16 protein-coding genes are annotated in these 16,979 nt (G+C 55.8%); 10 read left to right on the top strand and 6 right to left on the bottom strand.

The window, feature by feature from the left end; all coding sequences use genetic code 11:
* Position 1 precedes the first annotated feature (1 nt).
* The 4 genes from sapD to sapA are packed head-to-tail and all read right to left on the bottom strand — an operon-like array spanning position 2 to position 4,482.
* On the bottom strand, positions 2-994 hold the full coding sequence (sapD, locus tag SPL01S_RS15465; protein ID WP_004945143.1) for a putrescine export ABC transporter ATP-binding protein SapD: 993 nt from the start codon (positions 992-994) through the stop codon (positions 2-4).
* A complete protein-coding gene (gene sapC, locus SPL01S_RS15460; protein ID WP_006325668.1) occupies positions 994-1,884 on the bottom strand; it encodes a putrescine export ABC transporter permease SapC in 891 nt (296 codons plus the stop codon). Before sapC ends, sapD begins: the two co-directional genes overlap by 1 nt.
* Entirely contained in the window at positions 1,871-2,836 is a 966-nt protein-coding gene (gene sapB, locus SPL01S_RS15455) for a putrescine export ABC transporter permease SapB (RefSeq protein ID WP_004945135.1), read from the bottom strand. The genes sapC and sapB overlap by 14 nt, the downstream gene beginning before the upstream one ends.
* A complete protein-coding gene (gene sapA, locus SPL01S_RS15450; protein WP_063201032.1) occupies positions 2,833-4,482 on the bottom strand; it encodes an ABC transporter substrate-binding protein SapA in 1,650 nt (549 codons plus the stop codon). The genes sapB and sapA overlap by 4 nt, the downstream gene beginning before the upstream one ends.
* A 206-nt stretch (positions 4,483-4,688) precedes the next feature.
* Between sapA and folE2 the strand changes: the two genes are divergently transcribed.
* Genes folE2 through zigA form a run of 3 tightly spaced genes read left to right on the top strand, consistent with a single transcriptional unit; the run spans position 4,689 to position 7,368 of the window.
* Positions 4,689-5,618, top strand: a complete 930-nt coding sequence (gene folE2 / locus SPL01S_RS15445; RefSeq protein ID WP_063201029.1) for a GTP cyclohydrolase FolE2 — start codon at positions 4,689-4,691, stop codon at positions 5,616-5,618.
* Positions 5,608-6,168, top strand: a complete 561-nt coding sequence (locus SPL01S_RS15440) for an LbetaH domain-containing protein (RefSeq protein WP_063201024.1) — start codon at positions 5,608-5,610, stop codon at positions 6,166-6,168. Before folE2 ends, SPL01S_RS15440 begins: the two co-directional genes overlap by 11 nt.
* Positions 6,169-6,180: 12 nt before the next feature.
* On the top strand, positions 6,181-7,368 hold the full coding sequence (gene zigA, locus SPL01S_RS15435; protein ID WP_063201021.1) for a zinc metallochaperone GTPase ZigA: 1,188 nt from the start codon (positions 6,181-6,183) through the stop codon (positions 7,366-7,368).
* A 193-nt stretch (positions 7,369-7,561) separates the two neighbouring features.
* Here zigA and pspF read toward each other — a convergent pair whose 3' ends face one another.
* The gene (gene pspF, locus SPL01S_RS15430; protein WP_063201020.1) at positions 7,562-8,569 is read right to left on the bottom strand and encodes a phage shock protein operon transcriptional activator; all 1,008 of its coding nucleotides are present in this window, start codon (positions 8,567-8,569) and stop codon (positions 7,562-7,564) included.
* Between the two features lie 184 nt (positions 8,570-8,753).
* Here pspF and pspA point away from each other — a divergent pair, with 184 nt between their 5' ends.
* The 4 genes from pspA to pspD all read left to right on the top strand — a co-directional run bounded on the left by pspA (position 8,754) and on the right by pspD (position 10,425).
* The gene (gene pspA / locus SPL01S_RS15425) at positions 8,754-9,419 is read left to right on the top strand and encodes a phage shock protein PspA (protein ID WP_004945117.1); all 666 of its coding nucleotides are present in this window, start codon (positions 8,754-8,756) and stop codon (positions 9,417-9,419) included.
* 59 nt (positions 9,420-9,478) lie between these two features.
* Positions 9,479-9,706 carry an envelope stress response membrane protein PspB gene (gene pspB, locus SPL01S_RS15420; protein WP_004945113.1) on the top strand — a complete coding sequence of 76 codons (228 nt, stop codon included), beginning with the start codon at positions 9,479-9,481 and terminating at the stop codon, positions 9,704-9,706.
* Positions 9,706-10,065: an envelope stress response membrane protein PspC gene (gene pspC / locus SPL01S_RS15415; RefSeq protein WP_004945110.1), complete on the top strand. Its 360-nt coding sequence runs from the start codon at positions 9,706-9,708 to the stop codon at positions 10,063-10,065. Before pspB ends, pspC begins: the two co-directional genes overlap by 1 nt.
* Before the next feature lie 96 nt (positions 10,066-10,161).
* Positions 10,162-10,425, top strand: coding sequence for a phage shock protein PspD (gene pspD / locus SPL01S_RS15410; protein ID WP_013813111.1), 264 nt, complete (start codon positions 10,162-10,164; stop codon positions 10,423-10,425).
* A gap of 13 nt (positions 10,426-10,438) precedes the next feature.
* Here pspD and SPL01S_RS15405 read toward each other — a convergent pair whose 3' ends face one another.
* Positions 10,439-12,283, bottom strand: coding sequence for a putative phage tail protein (locus SPL01S_RS15405; RefSeq protein WP_063201019.1), 1,845 nt, complete (start codon positions 12,281-12,283; stop codon positions 10,439-10,441).
* A 316-nt stretch (positions 12,284-12,599) separates the two neighbouring features.
* Between SPL01S_RS15405 and SPL01S_RS15400 the strand changes: the two genes are divergently transcribed.
* The 3 genes from SPL01S_RS15400 (at position 12,600) to tyrR (ending at position 16,956) form a co-directional block, all read left to right on the top strand.
* Positions 12,600-13,997 carry a YcjX family GTP-binding protein gene (locus tag SPL01S_RS15400; protein ID WP_006325650.1) on the top strand — a complete coding sequence of 466 codons (1,398 nt, stop codon included), beginning with the start codon at positions 12,600-12,602 and terminating at the stop codon, positions 13,995-13,997.
* On the top strand, positions 13,994-15,055 hold the full coding sequence (locus SPL01S_RS15395) for a YcjF family protein (protein WP_062870999.1): 1,062 nt from the start codon (positions 13,994-13,996) through the stop codon (positions 15,053-15,055). Before SPL01S_RS15400 ends, SPL01S_RS15395 begins: the two co-directional genes overlap by 4 nt.
* 329 nt (positions 15,056-15,384) lie before the next feature.
* Positions 15,385-16,956: a transcriptional regulator TyrR gene (tyrR, locus tag SPL01S_RS15390; RefSeq protein WP_063201018.1), complete on the top strand. Its 1,572-nt coding sequence runs from the start codon at positions 15,385-15,387 to the stop codon at positions 16,954-16,956.
* Positions 16,957-16,979 lie beyond the last annotated feature (23 nt).

Raw genomic sequence — 16,979 nt, 5'->3', positions numbered from 1 at the left:
GTTATTGCTCCTCCATGTTCAACGGGAAGTGGCAGGCGAATAAGTGGTTTTTCACCGGGCGCAGGCGCGGCGTCTCGATGCACTTTTTCTGCGCGTAGGGGCAGCGAGGCCCCAGCCGGCAACCGATCGGCAGATGTTCCAGCGATGGAATGGCGCCCGGCAGCGTATTGAGCCGGCTTTTATGCGGCAATGAACGACCAAAATCCGGCATTGAGCGGATCAGCGCCTGCGTGTACGGATGGTGAGGGGCAGCCAGCAGATCTTCACACTGCGCGCTTTCCACCGTTTGCCCACAGTACAGCACGTTCACCCGATCGGCCCATTTGCTCATCATCTGCAAATCATGGCTGATCAACAAAATGGTGGTGTTGTTGTTTTGATTAAGCCGGGCCAACAGGCGGAAAATTTGCGCCTGAGTGGTGGGCTCCATGGCGTTGGTCGGTTCATCGGCAATCAGCAGGCGCGGCTGGTTGGCCAGAGCGATGGCGATCATCACTTTCTGGCATTCGCCTTCGGTCAGTTCGTAGGGAAAGCTGCCCATGATGTCGACATGGTCTTTGATACCAACGCGGTGCAGCAACTCAATGGCACGACGTTTGCGCCAGTTGAAACGCTGCCACCAGCGTCCCTTATAGGTCCAACCGGGGATCGCCTGCGCCAGTTGGCGGCCGATGCTCTCCGAAGGGTCCAGGCACGACTGCGGTTCCTGGAAAATCATCGAGACGTTATGCCCGACCAGCTTGCGTCGCTCGCGCGGCGTCAATTGCAGCAGATCGATATCATCAAAGCGGAAACGGTCGGCGGTGACGCGCCAGTTGTCTTTGGTTACGCCGCAAATCGCTTTGGCGATCAGGCTTTTGCCCGAGCCCGATTCGCCCACCAAACCCCGTACTTCACCTTCGGTCAGCGTCATGCTGACGCGATCGACCGCCTTGACCGGCCCGTCGGCGGTCATAAATTCAATCGTCAGGTTGCGGATATCAAGTAACGGCATTATTCCACTCCTGCGTTGATTGCGCGGCGCATGCCGTCGCCCAACAGGTTAACCAGCAACACGCTGATCAGGATTGCCGCACCGGGCAGCATCACCGTCCAGGGCGCGACGTACACCAGCTCCAGCGAATCGCCGAGCATGGCGCCCCATTCAGGAGAGGGCAACTGTGCGCCGAGGTCGAGGAAACCGAGTGCGGCGATGTCCAGGATCGCCATCGACAGCGCGCGGGTAAATTCGGTCACCAGCACCGCCGCAATGTTCGGCATCACGGCATACCACAGGATTTGCGGCGTCGAGGCACCGTCGAGTCGCACCGCCACCACATACTCTTTTTCCAGTTCGTCGTGCACTGCGCTGTAGATGGTGCGCACCATGCGCGGCAACAACGCCAGCCAGACCGCCAGCATCGCGTGCTCGAGCTTTGGCCCAAGGAACGCCACCACCACAATCGCCAGAAGCAGAGAGGGAATGGAGAGCAGGGTGTCGAGAATGTGGTTCAGCACCGCCGAGCGCAGGCCGTGGGTCACGCCGGCAAACACGCCGAGGATCACCCCGAAAAAGGCGGCGGCGACGGTAACCAACAACGCCGAACCATAAGTGGCGGCGGTACCGGTCAACAGACGGCTCAGGATATCGCGGCCGAGATCGTCAGTGCCGAGAAAGAAGGAAACGTTGCCGTAACGCGACCAGGAAGGCGGCAGCAACTGATAGCCCAGGAACTGTTGATCGAGCGCATAAGGCGCCAGCAGGCTGCCGAATACGCACAGCAACAGCAGCGCGATCACGCCGTAGAAGCCGATCATCGCCAGGGCATCGCCGTAAAAAATCCGCCAGGTGTAAAGCAGCGGGCTGGGCATTTTCTTTTCGCGGTATACGTTATCTAAGGGCATACCATTCCTTATGTTTCAGTGGGTTGGTTGCTGCGCCCAAAATATCGGCCAGGACGTTAATGGCGATCACCAAGGTGCCGACCACCATCACGCCGGCGGAGATTGCCGCATAATCCTGCTGGCGGATGGCGTTAATCATCCAGCGCCCCAGGCCCGGCCAATTGAAGACCACTTCGGTGATCATCGCCAGCGTCAGCATGGTGGAGAACTGCAACCCCAGCTTGGGAACGATAGGCGGCAGCGCGTTATGCAGCACATGGCGACGGATAATGGTAAAGCGGGACAAGCCCCGGGTAGCGGCGGCTTTGATGTAGTTTTGGCTGAGCACGTCGTCGGTGCTGATCCGCATCAGGCGCACCACTTCGGTGGTAGGGGCCACCGCCAGCGCGGTAATCGGCAATATCATATGGCGCAACGCGCTGCCGATCATCTCGGAACGGTACGGCGAATCCGACAGCCAGGCATCAATCAGTGCAAAACCGGTGATGGGCCTGACCTGATACAGCAGGTCGAAACGGCCGGAGACCGGTAACCAGCCAAGGTGCAGCGAGAAAAACAGCATTAACAGCAACGCCAACCAGAAAACCGGCATCGAAAATCCGATCAGGGCAAAGGTGCTGATGGCGGTGTCTTGCCATTTGCCGCGCATCACGCCGGCGATAATCCCCAGCGGAATGCCGATAAACAACGCCAGAGTGAAAGCAAGGAGGCACAGTTCCATGGTGGCGGGGAACACTTCGCGCAGTTGCTCGCTGATCGCCTGGCCGTTAATGCTGGAAACGCCAAAGTCCCAATGCAGCAGGCTGACGAAGTAAAAGTGGTAGGCATCCAGCAGGGCGGCGCCGTACAGCGGCGCGCGCGGCGTGAAATAGCTCAGACTAAAGCTGACCAGAGTCAGGAGGAACAGCGTGATCAACAGCAACAAGATGCGGCGCAAGGTAAAGATAATCACTTTTTCGGCCCCTCCGCGGATTCACGGTACACCCCGGCAAATGACGCGTTGCCGAACGGGCTCAATACCAGTCCTTTGATGTCGTAGCGGTAAGCCTGCAGGCGCAATGAGGAGGCCAGCGGCAACACCGGCAGTTGCTGCTCAAGAATTTTTTGCGCCTTCTGGTAGTTTTCGATGCGCTGCGCCAACTGCTGTGACAGCAGGGCATTTTGCAGCACCTCGTCAAACCCCGGGTCACACCAGTGAGCATAGTTGGTTTGCGAGCGGATTGCAGCGCAACTCAATAGCGGCCGGAAGAAACTGTCCGGGTCGTTACTGTCGGTGGCCCAGCCGGTGAGTGTGAGATCGTGGTTCATCTCCATCAGGCGCGCCTCCTGGAAGCGGCCCTCGACCGGCACGATAGTGACGTTAATGCCAACCTGACCCAAATCGGCCTGGATCAGTTCGGCGGTCTTCAGCGGGCTGGGGTTATAAGATTGCGAGGCGGTGGGTACCCACAGCTTCAGATTCAACGATTCAATGCCCGCTTGCTTGAGCATTTCGCGCGATTTTGCAGGATCAAATTCGGTAACGTGCGCTTCGTTGTCATAGGCCCACGACGCGCGCGGCAGAATGGAGGCGGCGGTTTCCGCCGTGCCGTAGTAAATCGACTGCATCAGGCGCTGGTTGTTGATTGCCAGCGAAATGGCCTGACGCACTTTTAAATTGTTCAGTGGCGGTTTGCGGGTGTTGAAGGCCAGATAGGCGATGTTCATGCCCGGCCGCAGCGTGAGGCGCAGGCGCGGATCGTCGCGCAGGATCGAGAGCTGGCTGGCCGCGGGATAAGCGAGCACGTCGCACTCACCGGTCAACAACTTCGATAGCCGGCCAGTGCCGCCGGCGCCCAGATCGATCACCACCTGTGGCATGCGCGGTTGGCCTTTCCAGTAAACGTCATTGCGCGCCAGACGGATATATTGCCCCGAACGATATTCATTCAACAGGAAGGGCCCGGTGCCGACCGGCTCGCGATCGATCATTTCCTGATGGCCTTCACGCGTCAGGTTTTCCGCATATTCTGCCGACATAACCGGGGCGTAATGGGTGGCGATATGCCACAAAAACGAGGCGTCCGGCGCCTGCAGGCGGATCTCGACCGTGTAGTCGTCGAGCTTCTTCACGCTTTGCACCGAGTCGCCAAACTGCAGACTGTCGAAGTACGGATACTCGCCGCCGTTGACGTCATGATACGGATGCTTTTGGTTAAACATGCGTTCAAAGCTGAACACCACGTCGTCGGCATTCAATTTGCGGGTTGGCGTAAACCAGGCGGTGGTCTGGAACGGCACGTCCTTGCGCAGGTGGAAGCGGTAGGTTGCGCCGTTATCCAGCACTTCCCAACTTTGTGCCAGTTCGGGGATCAGCCGGTAGGTATAAGGGTCGACATCCAGCAGGCGATCGTACAGCTGTGCGGCCAGGGTATCGACCGTCAGCCCGCTGCTGGCCATCTGCGGATTAAAGGTGTTCAGTATGCCGCTGACGCAATAGACAAAGCCGCTCTGGCGGATGTCCGGCAACGGCGCCGCCGCGGTAGGCGGGGGCGGTGTTGAGGCCAGGGCAGAACTCGTAAGGCACAATGACAGTATCCAAAGGGGTAAACCACGCATAGACGCTTCATGGGTTAATAAGCAATAGCGTTAGTGTATCGCACTCTGGCGAACTGCCCAATCCATTGAGCAAAATGGCAGAGTTTTCTGCGACTTGATTGAACACTTTGCCGCCACAAGCAAAAAATCTTTAAAATGATATGTTATAACATAACAATTTCATGTTACCGTCCCCAGGTACGATATCAATAACAGCAAGGGGACGTATGAACAAGATTGCACTTCCACCCCGCCAGCCATTGCCGGATGCCCAGGCCTGGCGGGGTGAGATGAGTGACGTCGGGCTCGATTGGGTCGGGATGCAAGAGATAGCGCTGCCGTTGGAGCTTGCGGGCAAACCGCTGATGGCGAAGGTTAATGCCGGGATCAATCTGCGTGCCGGTCGGCAGGGTGTGCGGGGAATACACATGTCGCGGCTGTATCTCGCGCTGGATGAATTGGCGCAAGGCGAACTGACGCCGCAGCGCATCGGGCGAACGCTGGATGCTTTTTTGGCTTCGCAGCCTGAACACAGCGACCATGCCAGCCTGAGCATCCGCGGCGAACTGCTGGTGTCACGTCCGGCGCTACTCTCGCCGCACCGCGGCTGGAAAGCCTATCCGCTGCGCATTGACGCTACCTTGGCCAGGGTTATGACGCTGTCGTTGACGATCGGCGTGCCCTATTCCTCCACCTGTCCCAGCTCGGCGGCGCTCAGCCGTCAACTGGCGCAACAGCAGTTTCAGTTTGATTTTGAACAGGAGCCGGACAGGGTCGATCGGCAGCAGGTGATCGATTGGCTGGGTGAGCAGGGAATGCCCGCGACCCCGCACAGTCAGCGCAGTTGGGCCTGGGTGACGCTGACGCTCGGTGGCAGTGAACCGGCGTTACCGGTGGTCAATTTAATCGATCGTATTGAGCATGCGCTGGGTACGCCGTCGCAAACGTTGGTAAAGCGTTGCGATGAGCAGGCCTTCGCCCTGGCTAATGGCCAAAACCTGATGTTTTGCGAGGACGCCGCGCGCCGTCTGTACCGGATGCTGCGCAGCCAATGCGACCTGCGAGGATTTTCGTTGCGGGTGGAGCATCAGGAAAGCCTGCACGCCCACAATGCGGTGGCCGAACTGAGCTGGCGGGAGGAAGGCGATGCTGCGTAAAAACCCCAGTGGCCACCTGCCGCAGGTATCGCCAAAGGCCTATATCGATCCTACCGCCATTATTTGTGGTCGGGTGATTGTCGAAGATTTTGTCTACGTCGGCCCCTACGCGGTGATCCGCGCCGATGAACTGAATGCGCTCGGCGACATGGAACCGATCGTTATCGGTTCTCACTCGAATATTCAAGACGGCGTAGTGATCCACTCGAAAAGCGGCGCGGCGGTCACCATCGGCAGCTACAGCTCCATCGCACATCGCGCGATTGTTCACGGCCCGTGCCGCATCGAGGATCGGGTGTTTATCGGGTTCAACAGCGTGCTGTTCAACTGCCATATCCGTTCCGGCTGCGTGGTGCGGTACAACGCGGTGGTGGATGGCGTCACGCTGCCGGAGAACCTGTATATCCCATCGACCGAGCGCGTAGGCGCCGACAGCGATCTGTCGTTGTATCGCCAGGTTGATCGCGGCGCGCTGCAATTTTCTGAAGAAGTGGCCGCCACTAACGTCGAACTGGTTCGCGGCTACCAGGCATTACGTAATGAGTTTTAAGTGAGGAACCTGATGAATCCGTTACCCGTTACCGTACTTTCCGGTTTTCTCGGCGCCGGTAAAACCACGGTGCTCAACCATATTCTGAATAACCGTCAGGGCATGCGCGTTGCGGTGATCGTTAATGACATGAGCGAAGTGAACATTGATGCCGCACTGATCGAAAACCAGGTCCAGCTCGATCGCCGACAGGAAAAACTGGTGGAAATGAGCAATGGCTGTATTTGCTGCACGCTGCGCGAAGATCTGTTGATCTCGGTGCGCGAACTGGCGCAGGCCGGTCGCTTCGATTATCTGCTGATTGAATCCAGTGGGATCTCAGAGCCACTGCCGGTGGCGGAAACTTTCACCTTTGAAGACGAACAGGGTGAAAGCCTGTCGCAGTTCGCCCGGCTGGATACGCTGGTCACGGTGGTGGATGGCGTGAATTTTATGCAGCAATACCAGCAGGCTCAAACGTTGCAGGAGGCCGGGCAAAGCCTGGGCGAGGACGATCTGCGCAGCGTGGCGGACCTGCTTATCGAGCAAATCGAATTTTGTGATGTGATGCTGGTGAGTAAAACCGACTTGCTGACGCCAGAACAGCAGGGAGAAATCATGGCGCTGCTCGCCAGCCTTAACCCGGATGCCAATATTATCCCCATCTCCCCCGGTAAATTGCCGCTGGAGGCGGTATTGAACACCGGCAGTTTCAGCTTCGAAAAGGCCCAACAGGCACCGGGCTGGCTGAAGGAGTTGCGAGGCGAACATGTTCCGGAGACGGAAAACTATGGCATCAGCAGCTTTGTCTATCAGGCGCGGCGGCCGTTTGCGCCGGATAAATTTTATCGGATGATCAACGGCGACTGGGGGGGCGGCAAGTTGTTGCGTTCAAAGGGGTTCTTCTGGCTGGCTACGCGCCCGAGACAAGCGGGGCAGTGGAGTCAGGCCGGTGGCATCGCTCATTATGGACTGGCGGGCACCTTCTGGCGCGCGCTGTCGCAGGAGAGCTGGCCACAAGATGAAGAAACCCGGGCGCAGATTCAGGCGAAATGGGTGGAGCCGTTTGGCGATATGCGTCAGGAGCTGGTGTTTATCGGCCAGAATTTGCGACAGGCGGAGATTACCCGCTTGCTGGATGCCTGCTTATTGACCGATGACGAAATGGTGGCCGGTGTGGACTATTGGCGGAGGATGGCCGATCCCTTCCCTGAGTGGTAAGTACACAACATTAGTGTGGTGATGAGAAGTATTCTCAACAAAGCGCTTTACAGTTGATAGTGATAACTATTATCATTTGCTTGCCGTTCACGAAAGGCCACGCTCAGTGGCTCTGTTGTGAAAGGCACGACATTGCTCACATTGCTTCCAGTGTTTTTTAAGCCAGCTCGGGTGCTGGCTTTTTTTTTGCCCATTAGTCTTCTTCCGCAGCTCCATTTTGCAGGAGAGCATGTTTTTTCAGCATCCCCCGCAATTGATGATAGGTCAGCCCCAGCAGGTCCGCCGCCTTGCGTTGGTTAAATTTCCCTTGTTGCAGCGCCGCTTCGATCAACGATTTTTCCTGTTCCAACTGCCAGGTTTTTAAATCCAGCGGTAGCGTCGGTCGGTCATTGCGCGTTTCGCGCTCCGGCAGTGGGAAGGGGCTTTCCCGTTGGGCAAAGGGATTGATAACGATCCCATCGAGCGCGTTGGCGCTGGTGCCGTGCCGGTATACGGAACGTTCCACCACGTTTTTCAATTCCCGCACGTTGCCCGGCCAGCTATAGGCGAGCAGCGTATCCCTGGCGCGTTCAGTAAAGCCGGGGAACAGCTGCAGCGACAGCTCGCGGCACATCTGAATCGCAAAGTGTTCAGCCAGCAACATGATGTCTTGCTGCCGCTGGCGCAGCGGCGGCAGTTGAACGACGTCGAACGCCAGCCGGTCCAACAGATCGGCGCGGAATTTCCCCGCTGCCGCCAGCGCAGGCAAGTCATCGTTGGTGGCGCACACCAACCGCACATCAACCTGCAGCGGTTGGCTGCCGCCTACGCGCTCCAGATGCCCGTATTCAATCACCCGCAGCAGTTTTTCCTGCACCAGCATGGGGGCAGTGGCCAGTTCGTCAAGAAACAGCGTGCCACCGTCGGCGCGCTCAAAGCGGCCCAGGTGGCGTTTCTGCGCGCCGGTAAAGGCTCCCGCTTCATGGCCGAACAGCTCGGAATCCAGTAAGTTTTCATTCAAAGCCGCGCAGTTAAGCGAGATAAACGGCCCTTGCCAGCGGTTGGAAAGGTAGTGCAGACGGTGGGCGATAAGCTCCTTACCGGTGCCGCGTTCACCGATCACCAGCACCGGTTTGTTCAATTTTGCCAGTTGCGAGACTTGCTCCAATACTTCGACAAAGGCGTTCGCTTCGCCCAGCAGGTTTTCTAACTGTTCGCTCATGATGAAATTCGCCAATGTTTGGTGAAAATAATCACTCTACAGCAAGTTGACGGAGTGTCAAAAATAAATAATCTTTATTATTCAATGAAATAAAAGTTGGCACGAGTTTTGATTAAGTCTTTGGGCAAGCTGTATTATTTAACGCGGCGCTTCAGACGCCATCAGAACCAAGAGGAAGTGAATTATGGGTATTTTTTCTCGTTTTGCCGACATCGTGAACGCCAACATCAATACGCTGCTGGATAAGGCGGAAGATCCGCAAAAACTGGTGCGCCTGATGATCCAGGAGATGGAAGACACGCTGGTTGAAGTTCGTTCCACCTCGGCGCGTGCGCTGGCGGAGAAAAAGCAACTGTTGCGCCGCATTGAGCAGGGTGAAAATCAGCTCAATGATTGGCAGGACAAGGCCGAACTGGCGCTGCGCAAAGATAAAGAAGACCTGGCCCGTGCGGCGCTGATCGAAAAACAGAAGGTGGCTGACCTGATCTCCACGCTGACCCACGAAGTGTCTACCGTGGAAGAGACATTGGCCCGGATGAAAAGCGAAATCGGCGAGCTGGAAAACAAGCTGACCGAAACCCGTGCGCGCCAGCAGGCGTTAACGCTGCGCCATCAGGCAGCATCCTCTTCCCGCGACGTGCGCCGCCAGCTCGACAGCGGCAAACTGGATGAGGCGATGGCGCGTTTCGAACAGTTTGAGCGCCGAATCGATCATATGGAAGCCGAAGCGGAAAGCGTCATCATCGGTAAAAAGAAGTCTCTGGACCAGGAATTTGCCGAACTGAAAGCCGACGATGCCATCAGCGAACAACTGGCGGCGCTGAAAGCCAAAATGAACCGCACTGAGTAAGGCGACAGCGGCCACGGCGAGGTGGCCGCCTATTAAAGACGCAATAAGAAGGAAAAGAAATGAGTGCTCTACTACTTGCCATTCCGTTGACAATCTTCGTGTTGTTTGTCGCACCGATTTGGCTTTGGCTGCATTACAGCAATCGGCAACAAAGCGGCATTCAACTGAGCCATCAGGAAATGCAGCGTCTGGCGCAGTTGGCCGACGATGCCAAGCGCATGCGTGAACGCATTCAGGCGCTGGAAGAAATCCTCGATGCGGAACACCCGAACTGGAGACAGTCTTGATGAGCAATACTCTGGGCAGTAAAAAACTTTATCGCGTACCTGAGGAAGGCATGGTGAAGGGCGTCTGCGCCGGGCTGGCCCATTATTTCGACGTGCCGGTGCGTCTGATCCGCGTAATAGTGGTGCTGTCGATGATTTTCGGCCTGTTTTTCTTCACGCTGGTGGCCTATTTCGCGCTGGTTTTCGTGCTCGATGAAGCGCCGGCCAGCCGTTTCGAAGGCGAGAACTACAAAACGCCGCGCCAATTGCTCGATCAACTGGAGTATGAGTTGGGCAGCGGCGAACAGCAACTGCGTCAGGTTGAACGTTATGTCACGTCGGACACCTTCGGCGTACAGAGCCGTTTCCGCAAGCTGTAATCCTGCCTCGCGTGCAATGACCTGCGCGTGGCGCAGGTCAGGCATTGCGCCTGCCATCATCCTTTTTCAAGCAACCGTGCCGGAGGGCATTGATAAATGAATAAAACCTATGCCGCAAACGCCGTTAAATCCGCTGGAATCAAACAAGGAGCAGGTACAGTGTTGAAGACATTGTCTAAAGTGATCATCATGGCGTTACTGAATTACGGCCCTGCCGGCGCGGCTGGCTGGCTGCTGCGGACCGTTGGCCGCAAACCGATTCGCTTTGTGCTGGCGCTGGTGCTGGAACCCCTGTTTCGCAAAGGCCTGAACAAGGTATTTGGGCGTTACGTAGCGGGTGCAAAAATGCCACCCAGATAGGGTGGCATAAACTTTAATGGGCGGCGGTCACTTTCGTCCCCGGTGTTGCCAGATAGATCCAGTCTGCACCGTCGCTGATAATGGCCTGAGCCGAGGGAGAGGCTGCAGTATTGGTACAGAAAATAACGGTGCCTTTGCAGGAGATCGCAGCGGGAAGCTGAGAAAAGGTCATTGACGACAAATTGGTACCAAAGCGACTGATGCGACTGTTAGGCCGCCAGCCGGCAGCGGTTTTCACCCAACTGTAAATCGCGCCTTCCTGGTCCCCGGTTACCGCTGTATTGAACCATTCGGAGCCGATAGGGCGCATTACACTCCCTAGCTCTTTTGGAACATCGGCGACACGCGCCACGCTATAGCTGCTTTTTCCTGGTTGATATGAACTGCCATAGCTAGTACTGATAGTTGTCGCGCCTTCGACATCGACATCGATGACCGAACCTGCGCCAGATAGTGAGGCATAACGAAAGTCGCTCAGGCAGCGGCCGCCAAGGAAGCGCAGATTACTGGTGTTACAGTTTACGCTGCCGTACTGACAGTCGGCCAGATCGATCCGGGTATTTGCGCCATCTCCGGTAAGGGCAACGTTGCCGGAGAAATAGGTGTCAGAAATAGTACTCGGATAAGAAGGGTGGCTCCACGTCAGATTCGCTAACCAACTGTTGCTGATCATGGCCTTTACGCTGGAGGAAAAGTTCATGTCTTGTAACCAGCATCCGCTCATGAAAATATTGAACCGTTTCCCGGATGCGGCATGCGTAATATTCCCCGCACGGTTAATATTGGTTACATACAAAACACCATACCCCGTACTGTAAACTAAATCATTTACTTCCGACGCCTGAATTTCATTAAGATAAACTTCCCCAGAGTTCATGTGTAATAATCGGCTGGCATTGGTATTTTCTCCAATTAATGTTTTCAATGGGCCGCTACGATGTTCCATATGCAATTTCGTGAACCACAATCCAATGCCGCCATGAATGTAAATAGTTGGGCTGATCAGGTTGGCTTCCCATTGGCAATCTTCAAAGCGCAACATGTTACAATCATCGTCCTTGATGGTTGAGGTTAAATGAACGGGGGCCAATAGCATTTTCTCATAATCTGTAATGTCGGTATAACTGTTATAATCACCGGAGGTTCTGCCGCAGCCTTGGACCTCAAGGAATTTAAAGTAACTATCCTGAACTTTATCAAGATAGAGACCAGCACCTTTGCAATAGAGGATGCTTACATTCTGTACTTGCACGTAACCAGCGTATTTTATGCTTAATCCACTAATGATTTTATTATTGCCACGTATTTGAAAGTTTCTGAAGTTGATCCCACTATGCGTCATTTCCCCTGCGTTGGCAGAAACGGTAATAACTCCACTAACATCTGAAATATCAGTTAGATCTGGCCCAGAGTAGGTTAACACTGCACGCCCGTTAAAATTGTTTTCGCCGTAGAGCGCGATCCCTCTGTTAGCTGGAAAAATGACCGGTTTTGCAATGTTCCAGTAACCGCTTGGGATTTTTACCGAGCGTTCGCCTTGTATCAGTGAAATGTTTTGAATAAATGAGCTGTTATCACTTAGGGTAGGATCGCAACCGCCATCATATAAAGAAAGTTGCGTTAAATCGTTTCGTCGCCACACTGCTGTTGATTGATTAACTATAACAGTGGAGTATCCGCCGTCATCAATTGCATTGGCAATGTTAAGATAACCTGTAAATACGCCACCGCCTTTACCTTTTCCCGCATAGTACTCCGTTAAAAAAATACGTTGCCCATCATATTTTGGCAAGGTGTTTCTTAATGCATTCATAGTGCTTGCTGCGGCTATGTTTTGCTCTAAATTAATTGCACTCATAGAGTTCTCCGGGTAGTATTAAATGTTAGGGAAAGCATCTTTGACGCCAAATTTTGTCGGATTGAAGGTGCAATATTGAGATTATTCCCAGCAAGATAATGCTATCTTGGTTTTTTATGAGGTGCGATATTAGGTCGTTCGGCTATATACCACACAACGAATAACATGTATGGCAAGCGGTGCAGGTGCGAAAGACCTTATCCATGACATAAAATAATCTGGCTTATGACTATAATAATGCTCATAGGCTACCGAGATTAACGAATTTTATATAAATCCATGTTTTATATAACAAAAGGAAGTCACTCTACGCAAAATGAAACGACTGCAAAATGAGTTAACCTCGCTGGTCAACCGCGGGATGGATCGCCATTTGCGTCTGGCGGTGACCGGCCTTAGCCGCAGCGGCAAAACCGCCTTTATCACCGCCTTCGTCAATCAGTTGCTGCACGTTCACAGCGGTGCGCGCATGCCGTTGTTTTCGCCAGTGCGCGAAGAGCGGCTTCTGGGCGTGAAACGCATTCCGCAGCGCGATCTTGGCATTCAGCGTTTTACCTATGACGAAGGGTTGGCACAGCTTTATGGCACCCCGCCAAGCTGGCCGACCCCGACGCGCGGCGTCAGCGAAATTCGCCTGGCGCTGCGCTACCGTTCCAACGACTCGTTGCTGCGGCATTTTAAAGATACCTCGACGCTGTATCTGGAAATCGTCGATTATCCCGGTGAATGGTTGCTGGATTTGCCCATGCTGGAACAGGACTATCTGGCCTGGTCGCGCCAGATGGCCGGTCTGTTGCAGGGCGATCGCGCCGAGTGGGCCAAACCTTGGCTAGAACTGTGCAAAGGTTGCGATCCGCTCGCGCCGGCCGACGAAAACAAGTTGGCGGCCATTGCTCAGGCCTACACCGATTATCTGTTGCGTTGCAAAAGCGAAGGCTTGCACTTTATCCAGCCGGGCCGCTTCGTGTTGCCGGGCGATCTGGCCGGTGCGCCGGCACTGCAGTTCTTCCCGTGGCCCAATGTCGACAGCCTCGGCGAATCGAAGCTGGCGCAGGCTGACAAGCACACCAACATCGGTATGCTGCGGGCGCGTTTCAATTACTACTGCCAATCCATCGTCAAAAACTTCTATAAAGAACATTTCGTCCGTTTCGATCGGCAAATTGTGCTGGTTGACTGTCTGCAACCGCTCAACAGCGGTCCACAGGCGTTCAACGATATGCGGCTGGCACTGACCCAATTGATGCAAAGTTTCCACTACGGCAAGCGCACGCTGTTCCGTCGCTTGTTCTCGCCGACCATCGACAAGCTGATGTTTGCCGCCACCAAAGCGGATCACATTACCGCCGACCAGCACGCCAATCTGGTGTCGTTGTTGCAGCAGTTGGTGCAGGAAGCGTGGCAGAACGCGGCGTTTGAGGGCATCAGCATGGATTGCGTGGGGTTGGCCTCCGTACAGGCGACCGAAAGCGGCATCGTCGATCACCAGGGGCAGCGGATCCCGGCCTTGAAGGGCAATCGCCTCGTCGATGGCGCGCCGTTGACGGTGTTCCCCGGCGAAGTACCGGCGCGTTTGCCGGGGCCGGCTTTCTGGCAAAACCAGGGTTTCCACTTTGATGAGTTTCGTCCCCGCGCCATGAGCGTAGACAGCCCGTTGCCGCACATCCGTCTGGACGCGGTGATGGAGTTTTTACTGGGAGATAAATTGCGATGAGCGAACCGATAAAGCCGCGTATCGATTTTGAAGAGCCGTTGCAGCCGCCGCAAGAACCGATATTGCGCGCCAACGTCGCCTTTGATGAACAGCAGGCGGAGCGTTTTTTCCCGGCCGCGCCTGAGTTGGAACAAGAAGAGGAAGAAGGGCGCGCCGAAGGCATTATCAATGCCGCCTTGAAACCCAAACGCAGCCTGTGGCGCAAAATGGTTACTGCCGGGTTGGCGTTGTTCGGCGTCAGCGTGGTGGCGCAGGGCGTGCAGTGGGTGCATACCGCCTGGGTGCAGCAGGATTGGATTGCCATGGGCGGCGGCGTGGCTGGCGGCTTGATCGTGTTTGCCGGGGTAGGGTCGGTCGTGACCGAATGGCGCCGGTTGTATCGTCTGCGCCAGCGTGCGGAAGAGCGCGACGTAGCGCGGGAACTGTTGCATAGCCACGGGTTGGGCAAGGGGCGCGAATTCTGCGAGAAGCTGGCGCGGCAGGCCGGCCTCGATCAGGGGCACCCGGCGTTACAGCGCTGGCAGGCTTCCTTGCATGAAACTCAAAATGACCGCGAAGTGGTAGCGCTTTATGCCAAGCTGGTGCAACCGGTATTGGATAACCAGGCGCGTCGTGAAATCAGCCGTTCGGCGGCAGAATCCACATTAATGATCGCCGTCAGCCCGCTGGCGCTGGTGGATATGGCATTTATCGCCTGGCGTAACATTCGGTTGATCAACCGCATTGCGGCGTTGTACGGCATTGAACTGGGTTATTTCAGCCGTCTGCGGCTGTTCCGTTTGGTGCTGTTGAATATCGCCTTTGCCGGTGCGTCCGAACTGGTACGCGAGGTGGGGATGGATTGGATGTCACAGGATCTGGCTGCACGGCTGTCCGCCCGCGCAGCCCAAGGCATTGGCGCCGGTTTGCTGACCGCCAGGCTGGGCATCAAGGCGATGGAGCTGTGCCGGCCGCTTCCGTGGCTGGAAGGTGAGAAGCCCAAACTCGGAGATTTCCGCAGCCAGTTGGTCGGTCAACTGAAAGACGCCATGAAAAAAAGCGACAATAAAGCCAAGTAACTCACCCACTGCGCCCGCCCTGGGCGCAGTGGTTTGTTTCTGCATCAATAGCCACCGCACAGCTCAATACGTAACCCCTGGTTGACGAAAGACGATCCCCCTGCAATCACATTATATTTATCTAAAAAATTATTGCCGGTTATGATAACTCTCTGCAAATGAACTAAAATGACGCCGATGGTGTTATTTACTTGCGTTTAAAATCATCAACAACGGCGATAAATCAGAGTTCTGTCAACTTTTGCTGACAGATTGCTTCTACCGCTCGGGGTGAGAGAGTATCATCATCGTCAGTCATCCCCGCACCTGCAGAGATAAGGCCAACACTGATGCGTTTGGAAGTATTTTGCGAAGACCGGCTCGGTCTGACTCGAGAATTACTCGATCTTTTGGTATCGCGCAGCATCGATTTACGGGGTATCGAAATCGATCCCATCGGCCGCATTTACCTCAATTTTTCCCAACTGGATTTTGACACCTTCCGCGCGCTGATGGCGGAGATCCGCCGCATTGCAGGCGTGACTGACGTGCGCACCGTTAACTTCATGCCGTCCGAGCGTGAACACCGTGCGTTGCGGGCGCTGCTTGAGTCGATGCCGGAGCCGGTATTTTCGATTGATATGCGGGGCAAGGTCGAGTTGGCCAACCCGGCGGCACAGGTGCTGTTCAGCTTCAGCGAAGATAAAATCCGCAATCAAACGGCTACGGCTCTGATTGGCCGCTATAACTTCAGCCGCTGGCTGGAGAGCGAACAAACGGCGCCGCACTCCGAACGGGTCGTGATCCGCAGCCAGGATTTCCTGATGGATATCACCCCCATCTACCTGGAAGACGAAAACCAGCAGAACGCCACCGTTGGCGCGGTAGTCATGCTCAAGTCGACTGCACGTATGGGGCGCCAACTACAGAACCTGTCGGTGAACGACGATACCGAATTCGATCATATCGTGGCCGTCAGCCCGAAAATGCGCCAGGTGCTGGAACAGGCGCGTAAACTGGCGATGCTGGATGCGCCGTTGCTGCTGGTCGGCGACACCGGCACCGGCAAAGACATTCTGGCTCGCGCCTGCCACCTGCGCAGCCCGCGCGGCAAACAGCCGTTCCTGGCGCTGAATTGCGCCGCACTGCCGGATGACGTGGTGGAAAGCGAGCTGTTCGGCCATGCGCCTGGCGCTTACCCCAATGCGCTGGAAGGCAAGAAAGGCTTCTTCGAACAGGCGCACGGTGGCTCGGTGCTGCTGGATGAGATCGGTGAAATGTCGCCGCGCATGCAAACCAAACTGCTGCGTTTCATTAACGACGGCACTTTCCGCCGCGTAGGGGAAGAACACGAAGTACACGTGGATGTGCGGGTCATCTGCGCCACCCAGAAAAACTTGACGGAGCTGGTGCAACGCGGTGAATTCCGCGAGGATCTCTATTATCGCCTTAACGTGCTGACCATCACTATTCCGCCGCTGCGCGAACGTCCGCAGGACATCATGCCGTTGACCGAGCTGTTTGTGGCGCGCTTTGCCGACGAACAGGGTGTGGCGCGGCCGAAGTTGGCGAACGATCTGGGGAGTTTCCTCAGCAAGTATGGCTGGCCGGGCAATGTGCGGCAGTTGAAAAACGCCATCTACCGTGCGTTGACGCAAACGGAAGGCTTTGAGCTGCGCCCGCAGGACATCGTGCTGCCGGAATTTGAGGTCGAGATGTCGCTGGGCGACGAAGTGCTGGACGGCTCGCTGGACGATATCAGCAAGCGCTTCGAGCGCTCGGTGCTGACGCGGCTATACCGCACTTACCCGAGCACGCGAAAACTGGCGAAACGCCTGGGGGTTTCGCATACCGCGATTGCCAACAAGCTGCGCGAGTATGGCCTCAGCAGCCGCAAGGCGGCGGGGGAAAGCGAAGAATAAAAAAACGGGCGCCGCGGCGCCCG

It is taken from the genome of Serratia plymuthica NBRC 102599 (genome assembly GCF_001590925.1).
Lineage (GTDB): Bacteria > Pseudomonadota > Gammaproteobacteria > Enterobacterales > Enterobacteriaceae > Serratia > Serratia plymuthica.
This window is presented reverse-complemented; position numbering and strand designations above follow the sequence as displayed.